We start from the raw sequence: 17,816 nt of genomic DNA, 5'->3' as shown, positions 1-17,816 counted from the left end.
TTGATATTCTTCTGCAATTCCCTCACACACTGTATACATATAATCTACCTTAGGAAGATAGGTTTTGCATAGGTAATCGTTAAAATCCGCAAATAATCTTAGCCACCTTTCGTTATTTTCCAATTGTCTTGGATAATATTCTCTTGCATCAAAAATCACTTTAGCATTCTTTTTATTCTCAAGAACAATAGGCAACAGCACAAGATCATGACAAAAAATCACATCAAATTCACGATTTAACAAAAAATCCCCTATGGGAAGACGCGTAGGAATTTTTACAAGTTTTAAATAGTTTTTATTTGCCACATCTTTCTCAAGCTGCCTTTCTTCTTCTTTATTCCGTTTTTTTGGAGTCTTATAATTAAAAATTTCCCCTTTAAAACTATTACTTCTAGTTATTCCTATCCCTACAACACTAAGTAAGTTATTACCCTTTAAGGCAGTAATTAATCTATTTGTTCTAGGTTCTTGCAATGTATTACCTTCGCACACAATACATATTTTTTTCATTCGCTAATCCTATAAAGTTCTTCCCATTTTGCAATATTATACAATCTCCATAAAAAATTTTCTTCTCTAATTTCTACTTTCAAAAAAATTTTTCTTAAAATTTTAGAATCTTCAATGGTTTTTTTCATTTCTCTTTTAAACACCCCCCCCCCAACCATAAACTTTGCGGAGATTCAAATCCCATTTTATTATAGCGGTATAAAATATTCTGAGGCAACAACCCTTCCATGCTTTTTCTTAAAAGATATTTCAAATATCCTTTTTGGAACTTTAAATCTATAGGCAAAGAAAAAACAAAATCCACCAACCTATAATCCAAATAAGGCAAACGGGTCTCTATACCAAATACCATAGAATCTCTATCTTCATAACGCAATAATGCTTGCAATCCATTTCGCATAATAATCTTTCTATTAAAAGTTTCAAAATCTTTATAACCAAATATATCTTTAAACATCTCTTTATTTAAAAATTTAGCTTTAATATTACTTCTTTGTAAAATCCTATCAAAATCAAAATCTACATCATTAGTCTTATTATATTCTGCAATAACAAGCTCTTTAGAGTATCTAAAACTTTTCAAATTTCTAAAAAATTCCTCCTCACTTATATTTGCTTTTAAGGCTTCTCTATAAATTTTATCCAAATAGCTCTCATACCCTAAAAAAACCTCATCAGCACCCTGTCCATCAAACATCACTTTAATTCCAAGTTCTCTTGCTGTTTGCATAACAAAATATTGCATATAAATAGAGGTGCTTCCAAAAGGCTCATCTTGAACCAACATTACCCTTTCAAGCGTTTCAAAAAAATCTTTTTTACTGGGTTCTATAACACACAAATTAATCCCTAAATACTTTGCCACCTCTCTAGCCCATTTACTTTCATCACTGGAAGTTAATGAAGATTTTGCATGGATTGCTATAAATTCTTCTTTTTTAGGATGATATTTTGTAATAAGCGCATTCACACAAGAACTATCTAATCCACCACTTAAACAACCTCCAATTTTCACATCACTACGCAATCTTAATCTTATAGAATCTTCCAATAATTCCTTAGTTTTTACATAAAAATTACTAGTATCAATCTCTTTCTTTGTGAGGGCATAGTAAGCAGTTTTTTGTATTTTAAGCTCTTTTAAATCAATAACCATATTACAAGATGGCTCTAACCTAAAAATATCTTTAAAAAAAGTTTCATTTTTATAACAATCAATATTGCCTCTAATAATAAAGGGAATTATTGCAGGTATATTCGCTTCTCTTTTTTCCAAAAATGGTAAAATAGCCTTAATTTCTGAAGCAAAAACAAATTGTTCTTCATCATAAAAATAAAAAAAAGGTTTTTCTCCAAAGCGATCACGACTGCAAAAAATCTTCTCTTTTACTTTGTCATATAAAGCAAACGCCCACATACCATTAAAATGCTCTACACAAGATTCCCCCCAATAATCATAAGCACAGAGCAATACCTCCCCATCACCTTGTGTATTAAACCTATATCCTTTCAAAAATAATTCTTGTTTTAACTCTAAATAATTATAAATTTCTCCATTAAAGATAAGGGTATATTTTTCTCCAAAAGACATAGGCTGATTAGAACGACTATCTAAATCCAAAATTGATAATCTTGCATGACCCAATAATAACTGCTTATCTTTAAAATCAATTTCCACAAAATTCTGATAATCTGGTCCTCTGTGAGAAATTTCTTTCAATCCTGCCTTAAATTTTTCTAATACAGCACTACTTTTTTTACAATATACACCTACAATCCCACACATTAATTATTTAACCTATCATTCAACTTTTGTATTCTATGGAGCAATTTTTCAAAAAAATCCACAATTATTTGCCCCCCCCCCCGACCATTATTGCAATCAATATTATTTTTATAGTATTGCAAAATTTCATCTTGATATTTTTCATTCCCATTTTGCAATTTCTCTAAACATTTTATAATCTCATCAACACTATGTGCCATCAAATGCAATTTTGGATTAACAATTAAACTCTTAAGACTTTTATTATCTGATAAAAAATCAATCTCTGGCATAAACATAACTGCTGGCTTTTTAGTAGCCAAAGGAAAAGTTTGCATTACACTAGAACCATTACCAATAATCGTCAAAGCCTCTTGCATAATTTGCCTTGATAATCTTGGTGCATCATCATAAACAAAGCCTTCATTCCCTTTAAATGCTTTAATGATATTTTGCATAAAAATAGCTTTACAACTTTCAGGATGCGGTCTAAAAATGACCTTATATCTTTCTTGTAATAGTCGTGTAATAATCTGCGTAATATTTTCTTGATTAATTCCGCTCATATCTGAACCATCCTCTCTTAATTTAGAGATTGTAAAAGCTACTATTACAGTTTTTTTATCACTTTTATTCACATCCATATCGCCAATTTCTTGAAGATAAGAATCTAAGCTAGGATATCCAACAAATACAAATTTAGATGGATGAGCAAGACTACCCAAAAAACTTTGATAAAACTTTTGCATTTCTTTTGTATGGCAAAAAATATAATCAAAATTTACACGGCTACCAATTAGACTATCTGCCCCTTCTTTTGTAAAATAAAAATAATTTTGAACAGGATCTAATAAACCTTGAGGATTTAAAATAGAAATAACACTAGAATGAACTTTTGCATAATGGGAAGTTACATGCATAATACTTACGCATTTTATATATTCCAATAAATCACACCTTGCTATAATTACATAAGAATTCCGATATTTATTTTGGTATTCATGATAGTTTGCAATATCTGTTACAAAAAATACAATAGGAATGCTTCTATTTTCTAATTCTATTGCAATTCCTCTTACATGTTCTGAATGCGGCAATTGTGTAACCAAGAGTCCAACACTGCAATTATTTCCATTTGTTAAAAAATATTTTTTATAGTATTTATCAATCTTATCAGCACAAAATACCAACCCATCAGCATAGTTATTTATTCCATAATTTATAAGCTTTTCTTCTAAATCAAAATATCTATATTTTGAAACAATTAGAACCAAGCCTTCTTTATCATTTTTAATCTTATTAGCTACTTTATCTAAAGATAAAGCCGGTTCAGAATCATCAATAAAACTAAAAGTTGCCTCTTTTTCAATTTTAGATAAATTTAAAACTACATCTTCTCCATCCCAGTTCTTAGGGTAAATATAATAATGCATTTACTTTCCTTAACCAACAAACCAATACTCATATAAACGACATGCAGGGATACTTACACGCCCATCAATCTCACCTTTTTGAGAAGGTCCAACCAACACAAAATCACATTGGTTAGCTAAGTGGCTATTAAAATAATCCACATTTACAATTTCTCTATCCTCATAAAAACCTGTTTTATAATCATCTATAAAACAAAGCACCTCAACTGCTGCTTCTTTAGCAAAAATATTTGCCAATTTTCCTGCATAAGCTGCACCAAAAATCGCTATTTTTCCTTTAATAACCTCAGGAAAACAATTTTGTAAAACACTCTTTGCATTTCTTTTTATCGTCTCTTCACTTTTATCATAATAAAATAAAGGAGGATTAAAAGGCTTCTCGTCTTGCTTTAAAAAAATAAGTGTTGGCGATACCGATGGCAACCCTCTTTCTAAAGGCAAATATCTCCAGCTATCTTTTCTACCCATATATTCTTCTACGGCTTTTACAAACTCACCTGGATTTTCCATTTTAATTCTTTCTGCTTCTTTTCTGTCATAAGATTCAAATTTACCACAATCTGTAGCATGTAAATACTCAGTAATATAGCACCCCCCCCCCAATAGCAAATAATTATTAGCAAAAGCAAGTTGTAAAATTTTATAATGATGATATGAATAACATCCTTGTGCAAAACCTCCACCAAGAGGAGAACGCCAAATAATTACACCATCTTTTTTACATAAATTATGCAAATTGGTAAATAACATCTCTTGATTGAATACCCAATGTCCAATATCCTTACAAGTTACTACATCAAATTGTTTTTCATAACCATATTCTTTTTTTAAATCTTTCCCCAAATCAAAACGATGTGCATTATGATAACCTTCTAAATCAATGCATTCATAATGACTAGCTCCATAATTTTCATAAACAATTTTTGCGCTTTTTCTTTCTTTTGAATTATGAATAGATTGCCCTTCCCTATTTTCTGTTAAATCCTGCGAACCACATTCAACAACATTAAAACCTTTTTTAACATAGTCATTTTCCAACAAAAACTCAATTTGTTGATAATCTTCTTTATAAAATCCCATTATTTCTCCTTATTATTTTGAATAAATTTTTTAATCTCACTTACCATTCCCTTTTCATACATAAATAACAAAATTTCCTCTGGAATATTTTTTAAAGCATCTGGAATTACAAAATATCTGGTTCCCAAGTCATATTGCATCGCAAAATAGCCATTTTTAATAAATTTTTTCCTCAAAGTTTCTTGATTATTTACTGAATACAAAGAACATTTTTTGCAATAATTAATAAATTTTTCATCATTTTTATATAAAAAGTCAGATTGCTTGATACATTCCTCTAAACTTTGTTTAAAAATATTTGGAATTTTCTCTCTAATTTGTGGATAAAAATAAAATTGCCCACAACACCCAAGCACACTTCCATCTTGTTGCACTAAATAGCTATTACCATAACTTGCACAAGTTCCAACTTGATAACTTGGTTGCTTATTTTTTACAGCCTCATATACAATACCCTCCTCTGAAGTTTTAAACATTTCATTAACACTAATTTGATTAAGTTTATAAGGCTGATAAAACTCTAACATAGAATCCACCTCATCTTCATTTTCTTTTTGCTTAGTAAATTGAACTTGCACATAAAGCCCCCCCCCCCGCAGAGAATCTGAAAACTCTTTAAAATAAATAGGCGCATAAATCGCATTTTCAAATGCTTGTTTAGTAGCAGGTTTACGCACTATTTTATAAGTTTCATATTTAACCGAATCAATACTAAGTGCCACATGAGACAATCCCAATTCTACTGCTTCTTTAATATCATTTTTAGTAAGCAACCCTCCATTTGTAGTGAGCATAGAATTCATACCATATTTTTGAACTATTGCTAAAACCTCTCTCCATTTTTTATAAGTAAAAAACTCTCCATTTGGGGTAAAATCAATAGTATTTATCCCATAATCTTTTGCTTTTTTAATCATTTCCTCAAAGTCTTCTGGCTTTATTTCTCCCACCCACTCTGGACGCTCTCCAAAATAATCTGTGCTATACCCTTCTCCATGAAAAGGACACATGCCACACTTATAATTGCATTTTGAAGTAACTTTTATATTAAGAATTTTATCCATTTTTTTCCTTATTATTAAAATATTCTTGTATCCATTCAATGGTTTTTTCTTTAGCATTATAAAAATTAAAACATTCATAATTCCTATAATCTTCAATTTTCTTTTGGTAATCACCTTGTTTTATAGAAAGCTCAATTTGATTAAATACGCTTTTTATCTCTTTAGTTCCCTTACAAAAAAACATTAACCTTTCATCAAAGTAATGTTCTTCGCCAAATTTTAATGAAAAATAATGTTCTTTATCTTCGGTATATACAATAGTAGGCTTAGCAGTAGTTAAAGGATAGGTATATCCCATTGAAGAACAATCTGTAATAAGACAAAAAGATCTAGCAAACATTTCAAAGCGTGATAAAAAATCAGTATTTAAAAACACATTTTCATTATTTTTTAAATCTTTTTGCATATTTCCAATAATTTTATCGGCATAAACTGGATGTGGAGAAATAACCACTTTCTTTTTAAGACTTAAACTAGCTTCTATTATTTGCTTGTAAATCTCTAAATTATCCAAATATGTAAATGAAAGCAATACAAATTCTTCATCGATTCTTTTTTTATTTTGCAAAAATTTGCAATATTCTTGATAATCTTTTGAAAGCTTCATATAACCAAGCCTTAAACTTTTAGTTTTACTCTCAAACTTCTCAAAACATTCTTTATTGACTTTCTCTATTTTTTTAGCTCCACAAATTCTATAATCCAAACAAGAACAAACATGATAAAAAAAATCTTTATCAAATACATTCTGATCAAACAGATACACGCTAGAACCTTGAAATCCATGCGTAAAATCAACACTAACAACATTTTTATGCGTTGGTTCACCATTAGCTAGCAACATCATATCCACATTATCAATAGTTTCTAAAATTGTATGAGGAGCTAAAACACAAAAGCTTTTTTGAGCATATTTTTCATATAGTTCTTTAGTAAAAACAAAATAAATAATACCAAAATTAAGTTTGCTTAACTCCTCATCTATTTTTACAAAATGCCCCTCTATATATTTATTGCTAATGACAATTCCAATATAAAAATTATACTTATTTTGCTTTTTGTATATCTCTATTGTCTCTTTTAAAAGCTTACCGCAAAATTCAATTCCATTAAGAGAGGAAATTCCATATCTACTTAACTTGTTTTGTATTTCTTTATAATATTTTGTTGAAGCATTTAAAACTAAATCATTCTTATCAATTTCTAAAACTTTAACTTCTAAGCTATCCTTTTTGTTATTATCATCTATAAAACAAATTTCCGCTTTTGGCTCAAGCAGTGTTAAAATATGTCCAATGCCCTCACCATTCACACCTTTAGGATATATAAAATATCTCACACAATTCCCTTTATAAATCCCAACATAGCATTTACCATCTTAGTATTTTGCACAATAGCAAAAACTTCTTTATGTTCTTTAATAACTTTTTTAACTTTTTTAACTTTTTCTTTATCATGTTGCACAAAATAAGAAATACCACTTATATAACCCTCAATAGTGTCAGGTTGCATAATATCAAATATTCCTTCATATGCTTCATAATATATTTGCTTAAAATCTATTTTTAATTGCTTACAAGCATTCTGCCACAATATCGCATCTTGCCCATAGCAATTTTCATAAACTACCTTTCTTCTTGCCTCCATTGAAGCAATTAAACTAATATATGCCCCTCTTGATTTTGCAGCATATTCTGCAATACTCTCCCCTTGTTCAAGTGGAAATGTATTACAAAATATATCAATGATATGCCCATACACATGCGGATTGACAAATCCAGGCATGAAAAATCTCTCACTAATGCCAAGTACTTCCACTTTTTGTCTAATAAGTGGTATATTTCCGCTACCCGCTGCGATAAATATTGTATTTTTATGCTTTTTCATCACTTCTGCAATGCAGTGCAAATATTCATCACTATCAATCTTTACCAATCTTCCAATCACACCCAAAACAACCGTATCATCTTTAATAGGATATTTTTCTTTCTCTTTAGTAATAATATTCTCATCTATAGGAGGATTATAAAATTTTTCAATATCCATAGGAACAGAAAAATTCTTAAAACTAAACTTACTCTTAGGGTTAAAATGGCTAATCCTCCCATCAATACCCTCTATATCATAGCTTCCATTCCCATGTGACCAATAAAGTTGGCGTGGAGCACTTCTAGTAGCTAGCAAAAAATCACTCCCATCTAAAGGCCCATTAGAAATTAGAATATCCACCCCTTCGCTTAAAATAGATTCTCTTAAAAGTAAGGCTTTTTGTAGATGTGAAACATAATAACTTTGCTCTTTTACAATCTGGAATACTGGATTTATAAACTTTATCCCAAGATTGCAAAGCTCTTGTGCTAATTCTAGATTATCTTCGCTCTTTTGCACATAATTCATACTATAAACGATTATTTCATATTCTTTTTTAAATTCTTCATTGCTTAAAAGTGCTTTAATAAGTGAATATTCCACTTTAAAAGGGGAGTTCTCCACAACCCTATCTTTTAAAATTGCGATTTTTTTCTTACCCTCGCTTACTTTTTCTTTACACTTTGGCAAAGTTTTAGCATACTCTATATAGTAAGGCTCTACAAGCTTAACGACTTTTTGATTAAACTCTTCCCAATCCTCATCAAGCTGGGCAGAATTTCCAAATTTATGGTAGATATAAAAATCCACATACATAGCAAAATCTAAATTCCCCTCTTTTAAAAGTCTTGTTAAAACCTCTAACCAAAGCGGAAAGTTCTCCCTCCATTTTAAATCATTAAAATAATGCTTCACATTCCAAAAAACATGCATAGACCACAAAAATACATTTCGTTTGTTAAAATCATCTAAACCCCAAAAATACTCGCTCTCAAATGTGTCTTCTTGAATCTTTAAAATCCATTCAATAGGTATTTTATAATAAGGCAAAAAGCCTAGCAAAAATTCATTAAGAGAAATTACATAATTCTCCCTTAAGCTCAAATACACCACTAAGGATAAAAAGTGCTTAACCGCCTCTTCTCTCTCTCCAGCAAGCAACAATGCCACACTACTAAAATCCGCAAAAAGCAATCTCTCATAATAAGAAAGATTAGTATCTTTTATATAAGGAGCACATAAATTTATATATTTTAAAAACCGCTCATCTTTGCTGACACCCTCCATAAGCCCATAAGCCCATAAAATCTCCCTATCTGGCACATCGCCTTTTTCAATGATAATACTTAAAACTTTTTCTCTAATCTTACTAACAATTTCTTCTTTTGTTTCTTTTTCTAAACTTTCTTGCCAATCTTGCCCAAAAGCACGGATTAAAACCATCGCTTCATTGAGCTCTTTTTTACTTTTTGCTTCTTCTAGTCGCTTTAAAATCTCTTGTGTTTGTAACTGCATGCATACTTCTTAAAATATTTTTTAACTATATCGGCTAATTCTAGCAAAACTTTATAGAAAAAAAGCTTATTTTCTCTATAACCACCTTTCTACATCCAATCAATAATCTTTGTAACCTCTTGCACCCCAAAGCATTTTATCTTTAAATCCTGCTTAGGTTTTTTGGGTAAAATGGCCTTCTCAATCCCAAGCGAAATCGCCTCTTTTAATCTTTGCTCTGTATTAGTCACTTCCCTTATATCTCCTACTAAACTTACCTCTCCGATAAATACGCTACTATTTGAAAGTGCCCTATTTCTAAAACTTGAAAGAATCGCTGCTACAACCGCTAAATCCGCTGAAGTTTCCATTATCTTAATTCCACCTGTAACATTTATAAAAACATCATATCTATTAAGCGGAATTTCAAGCTTTCGCTCCAAAAGTGCTAGTATCATATTTAGCCGATTACTGTCAAATCCAGTGCTAGAACGCTTTGGCATTCCATAAGCACAATCACTAACCAACGCTTGTACCTCTAGCACAAGTGCTCTACTCCCTTCTAGCACCACGCTTAAAGCACTGCCTGGATTTGAAGTTTTAGAAGTAAAAAAGATCTTAGAAGCCTCCTTAGCCCCTACAAGTCCATTGCTTTTCATCTCAAAAATCCCAACCTCACTCGTATTTCCAAAACGATTCTTAAACCCTCGCAAAAATCGCAATTCCCGACTAGAATCTCCCTCGAAATACAGCACACAATCCACCATATGCTCTAAAATCCTAGGCCCTGCGATAGAGCCCTCTTTAGTAATGTGTCCGATAATAAACACACAAATCCCCCTCTCTTTAGCAAGTCGCATAAGCTCAAAAGTAACTTCTCTAACTTGCGATACACTCCCGGGGCTTGAACCAATCTTCTCACTATAAAGTGTTTGGATACTATCAATGACTAGCATTGTGTAATTACGCTCTCCCATAAGCGTTTGTGCTAGGATTTCTTCTAGTTTTATCTCGTTTAATAAATAAAGATTCTCACTCATAGCACCCAATCTTTCTGCACGCATTCTAATCTGTGAGCCACTCTCCTCACCACTCACATAAAGCACATTTTTGCCACTTTTGGCTAAATTGCTTGAAATTTTAAGTAAAAGTGTAGATTTCCCAACACCCGGACTCCCCCCTACAAGATACATTCCCCCAAGGACAATCCCTCCTCCAAGCACAATATCAAGTTCCGCTTCCCCTGAGCTAAAACGCGTAAATTCTTCCTCCTTTACCTCGCTAATTGGCACAACTTTAGAAGCAAAATTTACTCCCACACTCTTAAATGCACTAATATGCTCTTCTTTTAGCTCCAAAAAGCTCTCCCATGCTCCACAATTAGAACATTTCCCAAGCCATTTAGAGCTTTGGAATCCACAATGCTGGCATTCATAGATTTGTGCTTTCTTTTTAGCCATTTTTAGCCCTCATAAATAGAATCTAAAATCGTCTTAATGTATTCTGCCTCATCAAACTTGATTAAATCATCTGCACCCTCGCCCACACCGATATATAAAATAGGCACACGCAAAGAATGGATAATACTAAAAATAGCTCCCCCCTTGCTCGTTCCATCTAGCTTAGTAACAATCACTCCATCAATTCCACCTAAAGTTTGTGAAAAAATCTTTGCTTGATCAAGGCTTGAAGTGCCTTGTGTGCCATCTAAAATTAAAATTTTTCTATGCGGTGCACCCTCTTTTGCTTTATTGCAGATTCTCATAATCTTTTGCAACTCTTGCTGTAAATTACTTTGATTATGCAATCTCCCTGCAGTATCGATGATTACCCTATCTATCTTTTTTGCGACTGCTGAAGTAATGGTATCAAAGGCAACCGCACTTGGATCATGCCCCTGTTTTGAAGAGATTACTGGTATTTTTAGTCTCTCCCCCCAAAGGCTAATTTGCTCAATTGCTGCAGCTCTAAAAGTATCCCCCGCTCCTAAAAGAACGCTTTTCCCTTCTTTTTTATAAAGATTTGCAAGTTTTGCAATGCTTGTGGTTTTACCCGCTCCATTTACACCGATGATTAAATCCACAAAAGGACTTGCTTCTATTTTTTTTTCTTGCACCTTATCATAATAGCTCTCCCCCCTAAAAAGTCGCAGCAGTGCTACTTCTAGCTCATTTTTGCTAATCTCTTCCCCCAAAGGAGAAAGGATTAACTCCACTAAATCATAATCCATATCCGTAGAAATAAGTATCTCTTCTAGCTCTTCTTTGCTTAGCTTTTTTTGTGCTTTGGGTAAAATCTCCCTAATATTTTGCGTGGTTTTTTGTAAAGTTTTTTTAAGTAGTTCAAACATTATTGCACCTTTAATTTTGTAATGGCTTGTGTGAGATTAAATTCAATCATTTCTTCTGGAATTGCCCCTAAATAATTTATCACATAATCCCCCATTTCATCATAAATCACTAAAAGTGGTATCCCATCAATACTTCCTAATGCCTCATATAAAGCTTTTCTCTCTTCACCCAAAAATAAAGGAAAACTTACAGCATTCTCACTTTTAAAAATATTTACACTCTCTTGCAAGTTTTCAAACTCTCCTACCAAATCATCAATAGGTATCCCAACTATCTCCACCTTATCCCCATATTGTTTTTTAAGATTCTCTAAATGCGGTATCATTCCAGAACAAGGCTCACACCAAGTTGTAAAGAAAAATAGCATGGTTGCTTTTTTGCTCTCTAAAGCTACTTTAATCTCTTTAAAAACATTTCCTTGTTGGGCATCTATACTTTTAAAATTACCCTTATCTTCTTTTTCTTGATAAATGATGATTTTATCTGTTTTTATATCCAAAACAAGATGTTTTAAGACTTTATTTTGTGGTTCTTGCAAACTCTCTTCACTTGCCTTTTCACTCTTTTCACAACCTACAAACAATAAAGCCACTATTAGCGCTATTAAGCCAATTTGATTTTTCATTTTATTCCTTTATCTTAATATCTGCACTCAATTCTGCATTATAAGGCCATCTTAATTCAATAATCCCCATTTCTTTTGGCATAATCTCCCCTTCTTTATAAATAAACCTTATAGCTTCAAAATCACGCGAATTATAGCCAGAAACTTCAAAATCTTCAAAGCTCACCATAGGTTTTTTACCCATTTTAGTGCATAAATCCACATATTCATTCCATAAAAACTTTTTTAAACTGATTAAAAATCCCCCAAATTGATCGTTAAAATCTACTTCTTCCCCATCTTCTGTGATAGCAATCCCTGTGCGTGAATGCGTTTGTGCATGCTCTTTTGTATAAAGGCATTCTTCTCTATCAAAAAAAGTAAATTCCTCTGTAAAATAAACAATATCATCTTTAATGCTATCTTGCCAAGGATGTTTTATAAGATAATCTTGCGTGCTTTCTTTAGAATAAATTTCTTGATGATTTTCTAAATGCCCCCGCATAAGACTTTTTGCCTCTTGTGTAAAAATTTCTTTTGCACTTTTGCAATCAAAAGTTTGTCCATATAATGTATTTAGAATCTTTTGCATTCCTTTTTCATTAGAGCAAAAAAATTCAATTTCTATCTTACTTGGCACTTTTAGTTCATCATTTAGACTATATTTCACCCTATGACGCTCTAATGTAAAATATCTCTTTGGTTTTGTTTTATAGACTATAGATTCTAATTCTCCGTTTTTTAAGGTAAATTTTCGCTCCTTTTCTTCTTTATCCTTACAAACAAATTCTAAAAAATTATCTTTATTTGTTAAAATTTGGCATTCTTTAGCATCTTGCACCACCTTAACTTTTTCATCTTTTTTAACAATCCAAAGATAAGAATCTTTTTTTAAAAGTTCAAAAAGATAATAATCTTCCTTTCCTAAAACTTCATATTCTTCTGCACCCTTCAATAAAGAAACCGCCATAAATACGCTTATAAAAATGGCTTTTTTAAACATTTTTTCCTCTTTGTTTTTAAAATCTTTGGCATATTCTAGCAATTTTTTGATAAATTTTTGACTTTTTTTATAAAAACTCTTGATTTTTTAAAAAAGCATTGATATAATTTTGTCTTTCTTTTTGATACTCAAATTGCGGGAGTAGCTCAGTGGTAGAGCATAACCTTGCCAAGGTTGGGGCCGCGGGTTCGATCCCCGTCTCCCGCTCCATTAATGTTTAAAAATCCCTAATAAAATTTGCCCGGGTGGTGAAATGGTAGACACAAGGGACTTAAAATCCCTCGGACATTGCGTCCGTGCCGGTTCAAGTCCGGCCCCGGGCACCACCATAATTTTAATGGCGACATAGCCAAGTGGTAAGGCAGGAGCCTGCAAAGCTCTCACTCCCCAGTTCGAATCTGGGTGTCGCCTCCAAAGAGGCTAACACGGGAGATGGCTGAGTGGTCGAAAGCGGCGGTCTTGAAAACCGTTGAGGGTAACACCTCCGGGGGTTCGAATCCCTCTCTCCCGGCCACTTTTTCTTTCTTTATCCTTTATTAAATATTCTATCTATCAAAATCCATAATTTTATTTTTATCAAAAGTATTTTTGAGTATTGCTAAATAATACAACCCACCAAAAGCTTACAATAAGCTCCCAATTTGTTAAAATTAGCATAAAAAGTATTATTCTCAATAAATTACGCAAGTTAAAACAATAATTAATACAAGATTGGCTATTTTAGAAAGTTTCGTCATCTATTAAATTGAAACAAAATTAAAAAAACTATAAATTAAATCTATAAATTCTCCCCAATCTCCACTTAAAACACAACACACCATAAGTTTTCAAAAATAGTCTTAAAATATCACTCACTAATAAAAAAACCAATAATTCATATTAAATTTTAAAATTCAAAAAACTTCAAACTAGATTTACATTATCAATAATATACTTTATGATTAACCTGTAATGAGTTAATTCTTATATTTACTTCCAAAATATTATTTGAAAAACTCTAACTCACTTTTTATAATTAAACCTATTTTATTTATATTCAAAATGCAATTCCTTTGTGGTTTCTTTTAGCTTACAAGAGGCATATTTTTGAATTTCTTTATTGATTTGTTGTTTAAGTTCAGAGTTTTCTTTTTGTAATTTAGTAATAATTTCTTTATTTTTAAAAACTTCATCTTTGAGCCTTACAACTTCTTCTATATTTTCCGCTTCTTTTAAAAATTTTTGCCTCTGCTTTTCTCTTAATAATAGTGTGCAAAAACCATCAGATACTCATATAAGCTCTTTAGAAAGGATTATTATAGCCAATTCCCAAAACCTCCATATCTTCTTCTTGGATAATTTTGATTGTTTTTATAAAATCTTTATCATTACTTGCATTAATAACAGAATAAAACGCTTTAGGTCTTTCTCTAATATATCCTAACACTTGTTTGTGTAAAAATTCATCGCAATTTTCATCCATAAGAATAAGAATAGCACCAAAGAGTTTGATTTTTCCTTACTCCAAGAACTTTCTACATTTGCAAAAATAAAAGTTTGAAGAATTTTACCCTTGGTTTTTGCAAGATTTAGTATATCTTCATATGAATTATAAGGAATATTTTGTCCATCAATAAAAAAGCAACCATAATTAATTACCTAACTTTGCTTTATAATATATTTTATAAATATTATAGCTACTTTTATTAAAAATACATTCTATGCATAATTTGATTTTCAATACCTATTCTAAATCCATTGTTTTACTTCCTAATGTCTTCATTTTATTGCAAGATTTTTCTTTAACAAATAATAAGCGATTAAAACCATACAAACTTCACTAACCACGCTACTTAGCCACACTCCTTTCAATCCATAGAAATAGCTTAGTATCTCCAAAACTACAAAAGGAACTGCAAGACTTTGCAAAATAGAAATCACTAAGGATAACTTTGGCTTATCAAGTGCGGTAAAAAATGAGGCACAAAGTCTAGGAAACCAAGAAAACAAAAACGAAAAAACATATAAAGCTAGTGCGGTTGTAGCAAGATTTACAAATTCTAAATTATTTTGCTTATCAAAAAACAAAACAATCTCTCTAGCATTAAAAAAGATAACCAAAAACACACATAAAGAAAGTAAAAATGCACCCACTAATATTTGCCTAAAAATCTCTTGAATGCGTGCAAAATTTTTAAATCCATAGTTATAACTAAGTGCAGGCTGTAATGAATCACACGTAGCTAAAATCAAACTAAACACAAAAGAACTTACATAAAGAACAATAGAAAAAGCAGCAACTGCTGTATTATTTGCAATTTTTAACAAAAGCATATTAGCCAAAATCGTAAAAAGCGAGCTAGAAATATTAGAAAAAAACTCAGAAGAACCATTATAAATGATATTTTTGAAAGTATAAAATGTGATTTTTGGAACATTAAATTTTAAAACCACTCTCCCAAATACAAGCATCGCTATCGCCGCAATCACACCAAAAAGCATACCTATGCAAGTTGCAAGTGCCGCTGAAAAAAGTCCCCAACCAAACACCACAATAAAAAGCCAATCTAAAAAAATATTAATAAGTGCAATGCTAATATTTATAGCCATACTATAAAGCGTCTTGCCACAAATTCTTAAATAATTATCTAGTGCAAAAGAAATAATAATAAAAGGTGCAAAAAGTGCAAAGATTTGCATATATTCCACACAAAGCTTTTGTAAAGAAGAATCTGCACCCATTATTTTACTTAAATCAAGTGCTAAAAAATAACCAAAAATCCCCATAATACAAGAAATAGCAAAAATAATCATCACACAAAATGAAAAAATATTCTTAGCCTTTTGAATTTTGCCCCTACCTAGATTCATAGAAATTTGCACAGATGAACCAATAGCTATCATATCAGCTAGTGCAAAACTTATCATAATAAAAGGCATCATTAAATTCATAGCAGCGAGTGCCTCACTCCCCAAATAACGCCCCACAAAAATTCCATCAATAATAAAATAAGCACATAAAAATGCAGCACTTGCCATATTTGGCAACGCACATTTTAAGAATAATTTTGTCGGATGTAATGTAGTATAAAAATCGTGTATTTGCATAAATCTTCCTTAAATTTTATTATATATTTAAAAATAAATAAAATTCATAAAGATTAATAAAGTGATTGAATACCTTTAATTGCTTCTTGGAAATCTTGTAAATTTGTAGAATTATTAAAATTTGGTTTTAGCACAAAAGTAAAACTTATAAAATCATTCAACATTTATTGCCTACTATTTTTAAAACTTGGTTGCTAATTATAACAAAAAAACCTACTTAGGTTTTTTAAATTTAGGAATAAGCCACCCTTAATACCAAAATACTTTTTAAGTAGTATAACTTTTATGACACAGCAACAAAAACTCTAAAAATTTCTTCTACTTATTTTAATTTTACAATATTCCATACACTACCTGGGTAGTTTTTTCCAAAAGGCTTCTTTTAAATATTTAGGGATAAATTTTTCACTATTTACTTTCAAAAAATCTAAGTTTTATTTAAAAGGTTTTGCTTCCATAAACACTCCATTTATACTCTTCACATTACTTGCATTCCAAAAATTAACATTTAGTTAGAATTTTTAGCTGTATAAAGCATAAAGTCATATCACTTCATACATCGCTTTTTAATTCAACTAAAATATTTGCACATAAGCTTTTTAATCTATTCAAACCCTTAGCAAAAATTACCATATATTCAGAAATTATCTTTCTATAAATTTATTGCAAATTTTATACAAAAACTCTATAGTCTCATTTATGAAAAGTTTGTTTATCTATATATTATTAGCTCTTATTGTTTCTTTAAGTGCACAAAACACAGATGAAATTTTAAAAGAGATTCTAAACAAAGATTTGAAAGAAAATTTTTCAAAAACTCCAAAAGGTGAAGAGTTTTTCAATTTCACTAAAAAAGCTTCAAAAGTCCTGCCTAAACAATAATGTCAAAGATTGTAACGCATTAGCCTATGAATTTATATCTGGAGTGCGTTTAGATTATAATATAGATTTTGCTTATATTCTTTATAAAAAAGCCTGCAATCTTAAATATCTTCCATTTTGCTTTAATTTAAATGATTTATATTTTGAGCTTAAAAACATTGATACAAAAACCTTTCAAACAAATTTAGACAATTTTATCCTTCAAAAAGTCCCCAACGTATTATTTCACCAAACTTCAGTTCTCCTTACAAAAGATAAAAAGGCTGCCTTTGCTTTTGTGAAAGAAAATTGTGATTTAGGTATTATAGAGATGTGCGGAGGACTTGGCTATCTGTATTTTAAAGCAGAGGAAATAGGGATTAAACAAGACTTACAAAAAGCAAGAGAACCAAGCACTAAAGCATGCAAGAAAAATGAAAAATTTTGCTTTGCACAAGCCTTTATAGAAATAAATGATAATCCCACTTTAGCCTATGAGCTTTTTTTAAAATCTTGCAAAGCAGGATATTATGATTATTGCTACTATTCCCTACCTAAAAACATTAAAGATAAAAATCTAAAATCTATCTTTTGCAAATTTCTCTGCAAAGCTACAACACTAAGTGCAAAAGGCAATTTTCCTATGACACAAAATCATGCACCTATGCTAGAGACATAGAACACTACATTGAAGA

14 protein-coding genes, 4 tRNA genes and 1 pseudogene are annotated in these 17,816 nt (G+C 30.9%); 5 read left to right on the top strand and 14 right to left on the bottom strand.

Annotated features, from left to right (window positions below):
- The 12 genes and pseudogenes from EBF09_RS07025 to EBF09_RS06975 form a co-directional block, all read right to left on the bottom strand.
- Positions 1 to 510: pseudogene (locus tag EBF09_RS07025) on the bottom strand (capsular biosynthesis protein); the annotation flags it as partial.
- Complete coding sequence (locus tag EBF09_RS09480; RefSeq protein WP_269801082.1) at positions 507 to 638, bottom strand: hypothetical protein; 132 nt, start codon at positions 636 to 638, stop codon at positions 507 to 509. The gene EBF09_RS09480 and the pseudogene EBF09_RS07025, both read right to left, overlap by 4 nt.
- The gene (gene asnB / locus EBF09_RS07020; protein ID WP_121764415.1) at positions 635 to 2,296 is read right to left on the bottom strand and encodes an asparagine synthase (glutamine-hydrolyzing); all 1,662 of its coding nucleotides are present in this window, start codon (positions 2,294 to 2,296) and stop codon (positions 635 to 637) included. Before asnB ends, EBF09_RS09480 begins: the two co-directional genes overlap by 4 nt.
- Positions 2,296 to 3,708, bottom strand: coding sequence for a CDP-glycerol glycerophosphotransferase family protein (locus EBF09_RS07015; protein ID WP_121764414.1), 1,413 nt, complete (start codon positions 3,706 to 3,708; stop codon positions 2,296 to 2,298). Before EBF09_RS07015 ends, asnB begins: the two co-directional genes overlap by 1 nt.
- Before the next feature lie 9 nt (positions 3,709 to 3,717).
- Positions 3,718 to 4,788: a hypothetical protein gene (locus tag EBF09_RS07010; protein WP_121764413.1), complete on the bottom strand. Its 1,071-nt coding sequence runs from the start codon at positions 4,786 to 4,788 to the stop codon at positions 3,718 to 3,720.
- Positions 4,788 to 5,852, bottom strand: a complete 1,065-nt coding sequence (locus tag EBF09_RS07005; RefSeq protein ID WP_157978184.1) for a radical SAM protein — start codon at positions 5,850 to 5,852, stop codon at positions 4,788 to 4,790. Before EBF09_RS07005 ends, EBF09_RS07010 begins: the two co-directional genes overlap by 1 nt.
- Positions 5,845 to 7,191 carry a CDP-glycerol glycerophosphotransferase family protein gene (locus EBF09_RS07000; RefSeq protein WP_121764411.1) on the bottom strand — a complete coding sequence of 449 codons (1,347 nt, stop codon included), beginning with the start codon at positions 7,189 to 7,191 and terminating at the stop codon, positions 5,845 to 5,847. Before EBF09_RS07000 ends, EBF09_RS07005 begins: the two co-directional genes overlap by 8 nt.
- The gene (locus EBF09_RS06995; RefSeq protein ID WP_121764410.1) at positions 7,188 to 9,236 is read right to left on the bottom strand and encodes a glycosyltransferase family protein; all 2,049 of its coding nucleotides are present in this window, start codon (positions 9,234 to 9,236) and stop codon (positions 7,188 to 7,190) included. The genes EBF09_RS07000 and EBF09_RS06995 overlap by 4 nt, the downstream gene beginning before the upstream one ends.
- 89 nt (positions 9,237 to 9,325) lie before the next feature.
- Positions 9,326 to 10,675, bottom strand: coding sequence for a DNA repair protein RadA (gene radA, locus EBF09_RS06990; RefSeq protein ID WP_121764409.1), 1,350 nt, complete (start codon positions 10,673 to 10,675; stop codon positions 9,326 to 9,328).
- A 2-nt stretch (positions 10,676 to 10,677) separates the two neighbouring features.
- On the bottom strand, positions 10,678 to 11,565 hold the full coding sequence (gene ftsY / locus EBF09_RS06985) for a signal recognition particle-docking protein FtsY (RefSeq protein WP_121764408.1): 888 nt from the start codon (positions 11,563 to 11,565) through the stop codon (positions 10,678 to 10,680).
- Positions 11,565 to 12,191 (bottom strand): TlpA family protein disulfide reductase, encoded by a 627-nt coding sequence (locus tag EBF09_RS06980; RefSeq protein ID WP_121764407.1) that lies wholly within the window; start codon positions 12,189 to 12,191, stop codon positions 11,565 to 11,567. The genes ftsY and EBF09_RS06980 overlap by 1 nt, the downstream gene beginning before the upstream one ends.
- Position 12,192: 1 nt before the next feature.
- Positions 12,193 to 13,173 (bottom strand): hypothetical protein, encoded by a 981-nt coding sequence (locus EBF09_RS06975; protein WP_121764406.1) that lies wholly within the window; start codon positions 13,171 to 13,173, stop codon positions 12,193 to 12,195.
- Between the two features lie 135 nt (positions 13,174 to 13,308).
- Between EBF09_RS06975 and EBF09_RS06970 the strand changes: the two genes are divergently transcribed.
- From EBF09_RS06970 to EBF09_RS06955, 4 genes are all read left to right on the top strand, one after another.
- Positions 13,309 to 13,383, top strand: a tRNA-Gly gene (locus EBF09_RS06970).
- 29 nt (positions 13,384 to 13,412) lie between these two features.
- Positions 13,413 to 13,499: transfer RNA gene (locus tag EBF09_RS06965), tRNA-Leu, on the top strand.
- A gap of 13 nt (positions 13,500 to 13,512) precedes the next feature.
- Positions 13,513 to 13,587: transfer RNA gene (locus EBF09_RS06960), tRNA-Cys, on the top strand.
- A gap of 12 nt (positions 13,588 to 13,599) precedes the next feature.
- Positions 13,600 to 13,687, top strand: a tRNA-Ser gene (locus tag EBF09_RS06955).
- A gap of 768 nt (positions 13,688 to 14,455) precedes the next feature.
- Here the strand turns inward: EBF09_RS06955 and EBF09_RS06950 are convergent.
- Positions 14,456 to 14,635, bottom strand: coding sequence for a hypothetical protein (locus tag EBF09_RS06950; RefSeq protein WP_121764405.1), 180 nt, complete (start codon positions 14,633 to 14,635; stop codon positions 14,456 to 14,458).
- A gap of 296 nt (positions 14,636 to 14,931) precedes the next feature.
- The gene (locus EBF09_RS06945) at positions 14,932 to 16,254 is read right to left on the bottom strand and encodes an MATE family efflux transporter (protein WP_198672559.1); all 1,323 of its coding nucleotides are present in this window, start codon (positions 16,252 to 16,254) and stop codon (positions 14,932 to 14,934) included.
- 832 nt (positions 16,255 to 17,086) lie between these two features.
- On the opposite strand from EBF09_RS06945, the gene EBF09_RS09390 reads away from it, so the two are divergent.
- A complete protein-coding gene (locus EBF09_RS09390) occupies positions 17,087 to 17,800 on the top strand; it encodes an SEL1-like repeat protein (protein ID WP_232817687.1) in 714 nt (237 codons plus the stop codon).
- Positions 17,801 to 17,816: the final 16 nt, after the last annotated feature.

Origin of the sequence: Helicobacter burdigaliensis (genome assembly GCF_003670295.1) — a bacterium.
GTDB lineage: Bacteria > Campylobacterota > Campylobacteria > Campylobacterales > Helicobacteraceae > Helicobacter_D > Helicobacter_D burdigaliensis.
Note: the sequence above shows the minus strand (reverse complement) of the source record. Positions and strands in the feature narration are given on the sequence as shown.

Bases quoted from the DNA above. Each gene is read 5' to 3' on its own strand.
- EBF09_RS09480 (WP_269801082.1), bottom strand. From the start codon at position 638: ATGAAAAAAACCATTGAAGATTCTAAAATTTTAAGAAAAATTTTTTTG.
- asnB (WP_121764415.1), bottom strand. From the start codon at position 2,296: ATGTGTGGGATTGTAGGTGTATATTGTAAAAAAAGTAGTGCTGTATTA.
- EBF09_RS07015 (WP_121764414.1), bottom strand. From the start codon at position 3,708: ATGCATTATTATATTTACCCTAAGAACTGGGATGGAGAAGATGTAGTT.
- EBF09_RS07010 (WP_121764413.1), bottom strand. From the start codon at position 4,788: ATGGGATTTTATAAAGAAGATTATCAACAAATTGAGTTTTTGTTGGAA.
- EBF09_RS07005 (WP_157978184.1), bottom strand. From the start codon at position 5,852: ATGGATAAAATTCTTAATATAAAAGTTACTTCAAAATGCAATTATAAG.
- EBF09_RS06995 (WP_121764410.1), bottom strand. From the start codon at position 9,236: ATGCAGTTACAAACACAAGAGATTTTAAAGCGACTAGAAGAAGCAAAA.
- radA (WP_121764409.1), bottom strand. From the start codon at position 10,675: ATGGCTAAAAAGAAAGCACAAATCTATGAATGCCAGCATTGTGGATTC.
- ftsY (WP_121764408.1), bottom strand. From the start codon at position 11,565: ATGTTTGAACTACTTAAAAAAACTTTACAAAAAACCACGCAAAATATT.
- EBF09_RS06980 (WP_121764407.1), bottom strand. From the start codon at position 12,191: ATGAAAAATCAAATTGGCTTAATAGCGCTAATAGTGGCTTTATTGTTT.
- EBF09_RS06975 (WP_121764406.1), bottom strand. From the start codon at position 13,173: ATGTTTAAAAAAGCCATTTTTATAAGCGTATTTATGGCGGTTTCTTTA.
- EBF09_RS06950 (WP_121764405.1), bottom strand. From the start codon at position 14,635: ATGGATGAAAATTGCGATGAATTTTTACACAAACAAGTGTTAGGATAT.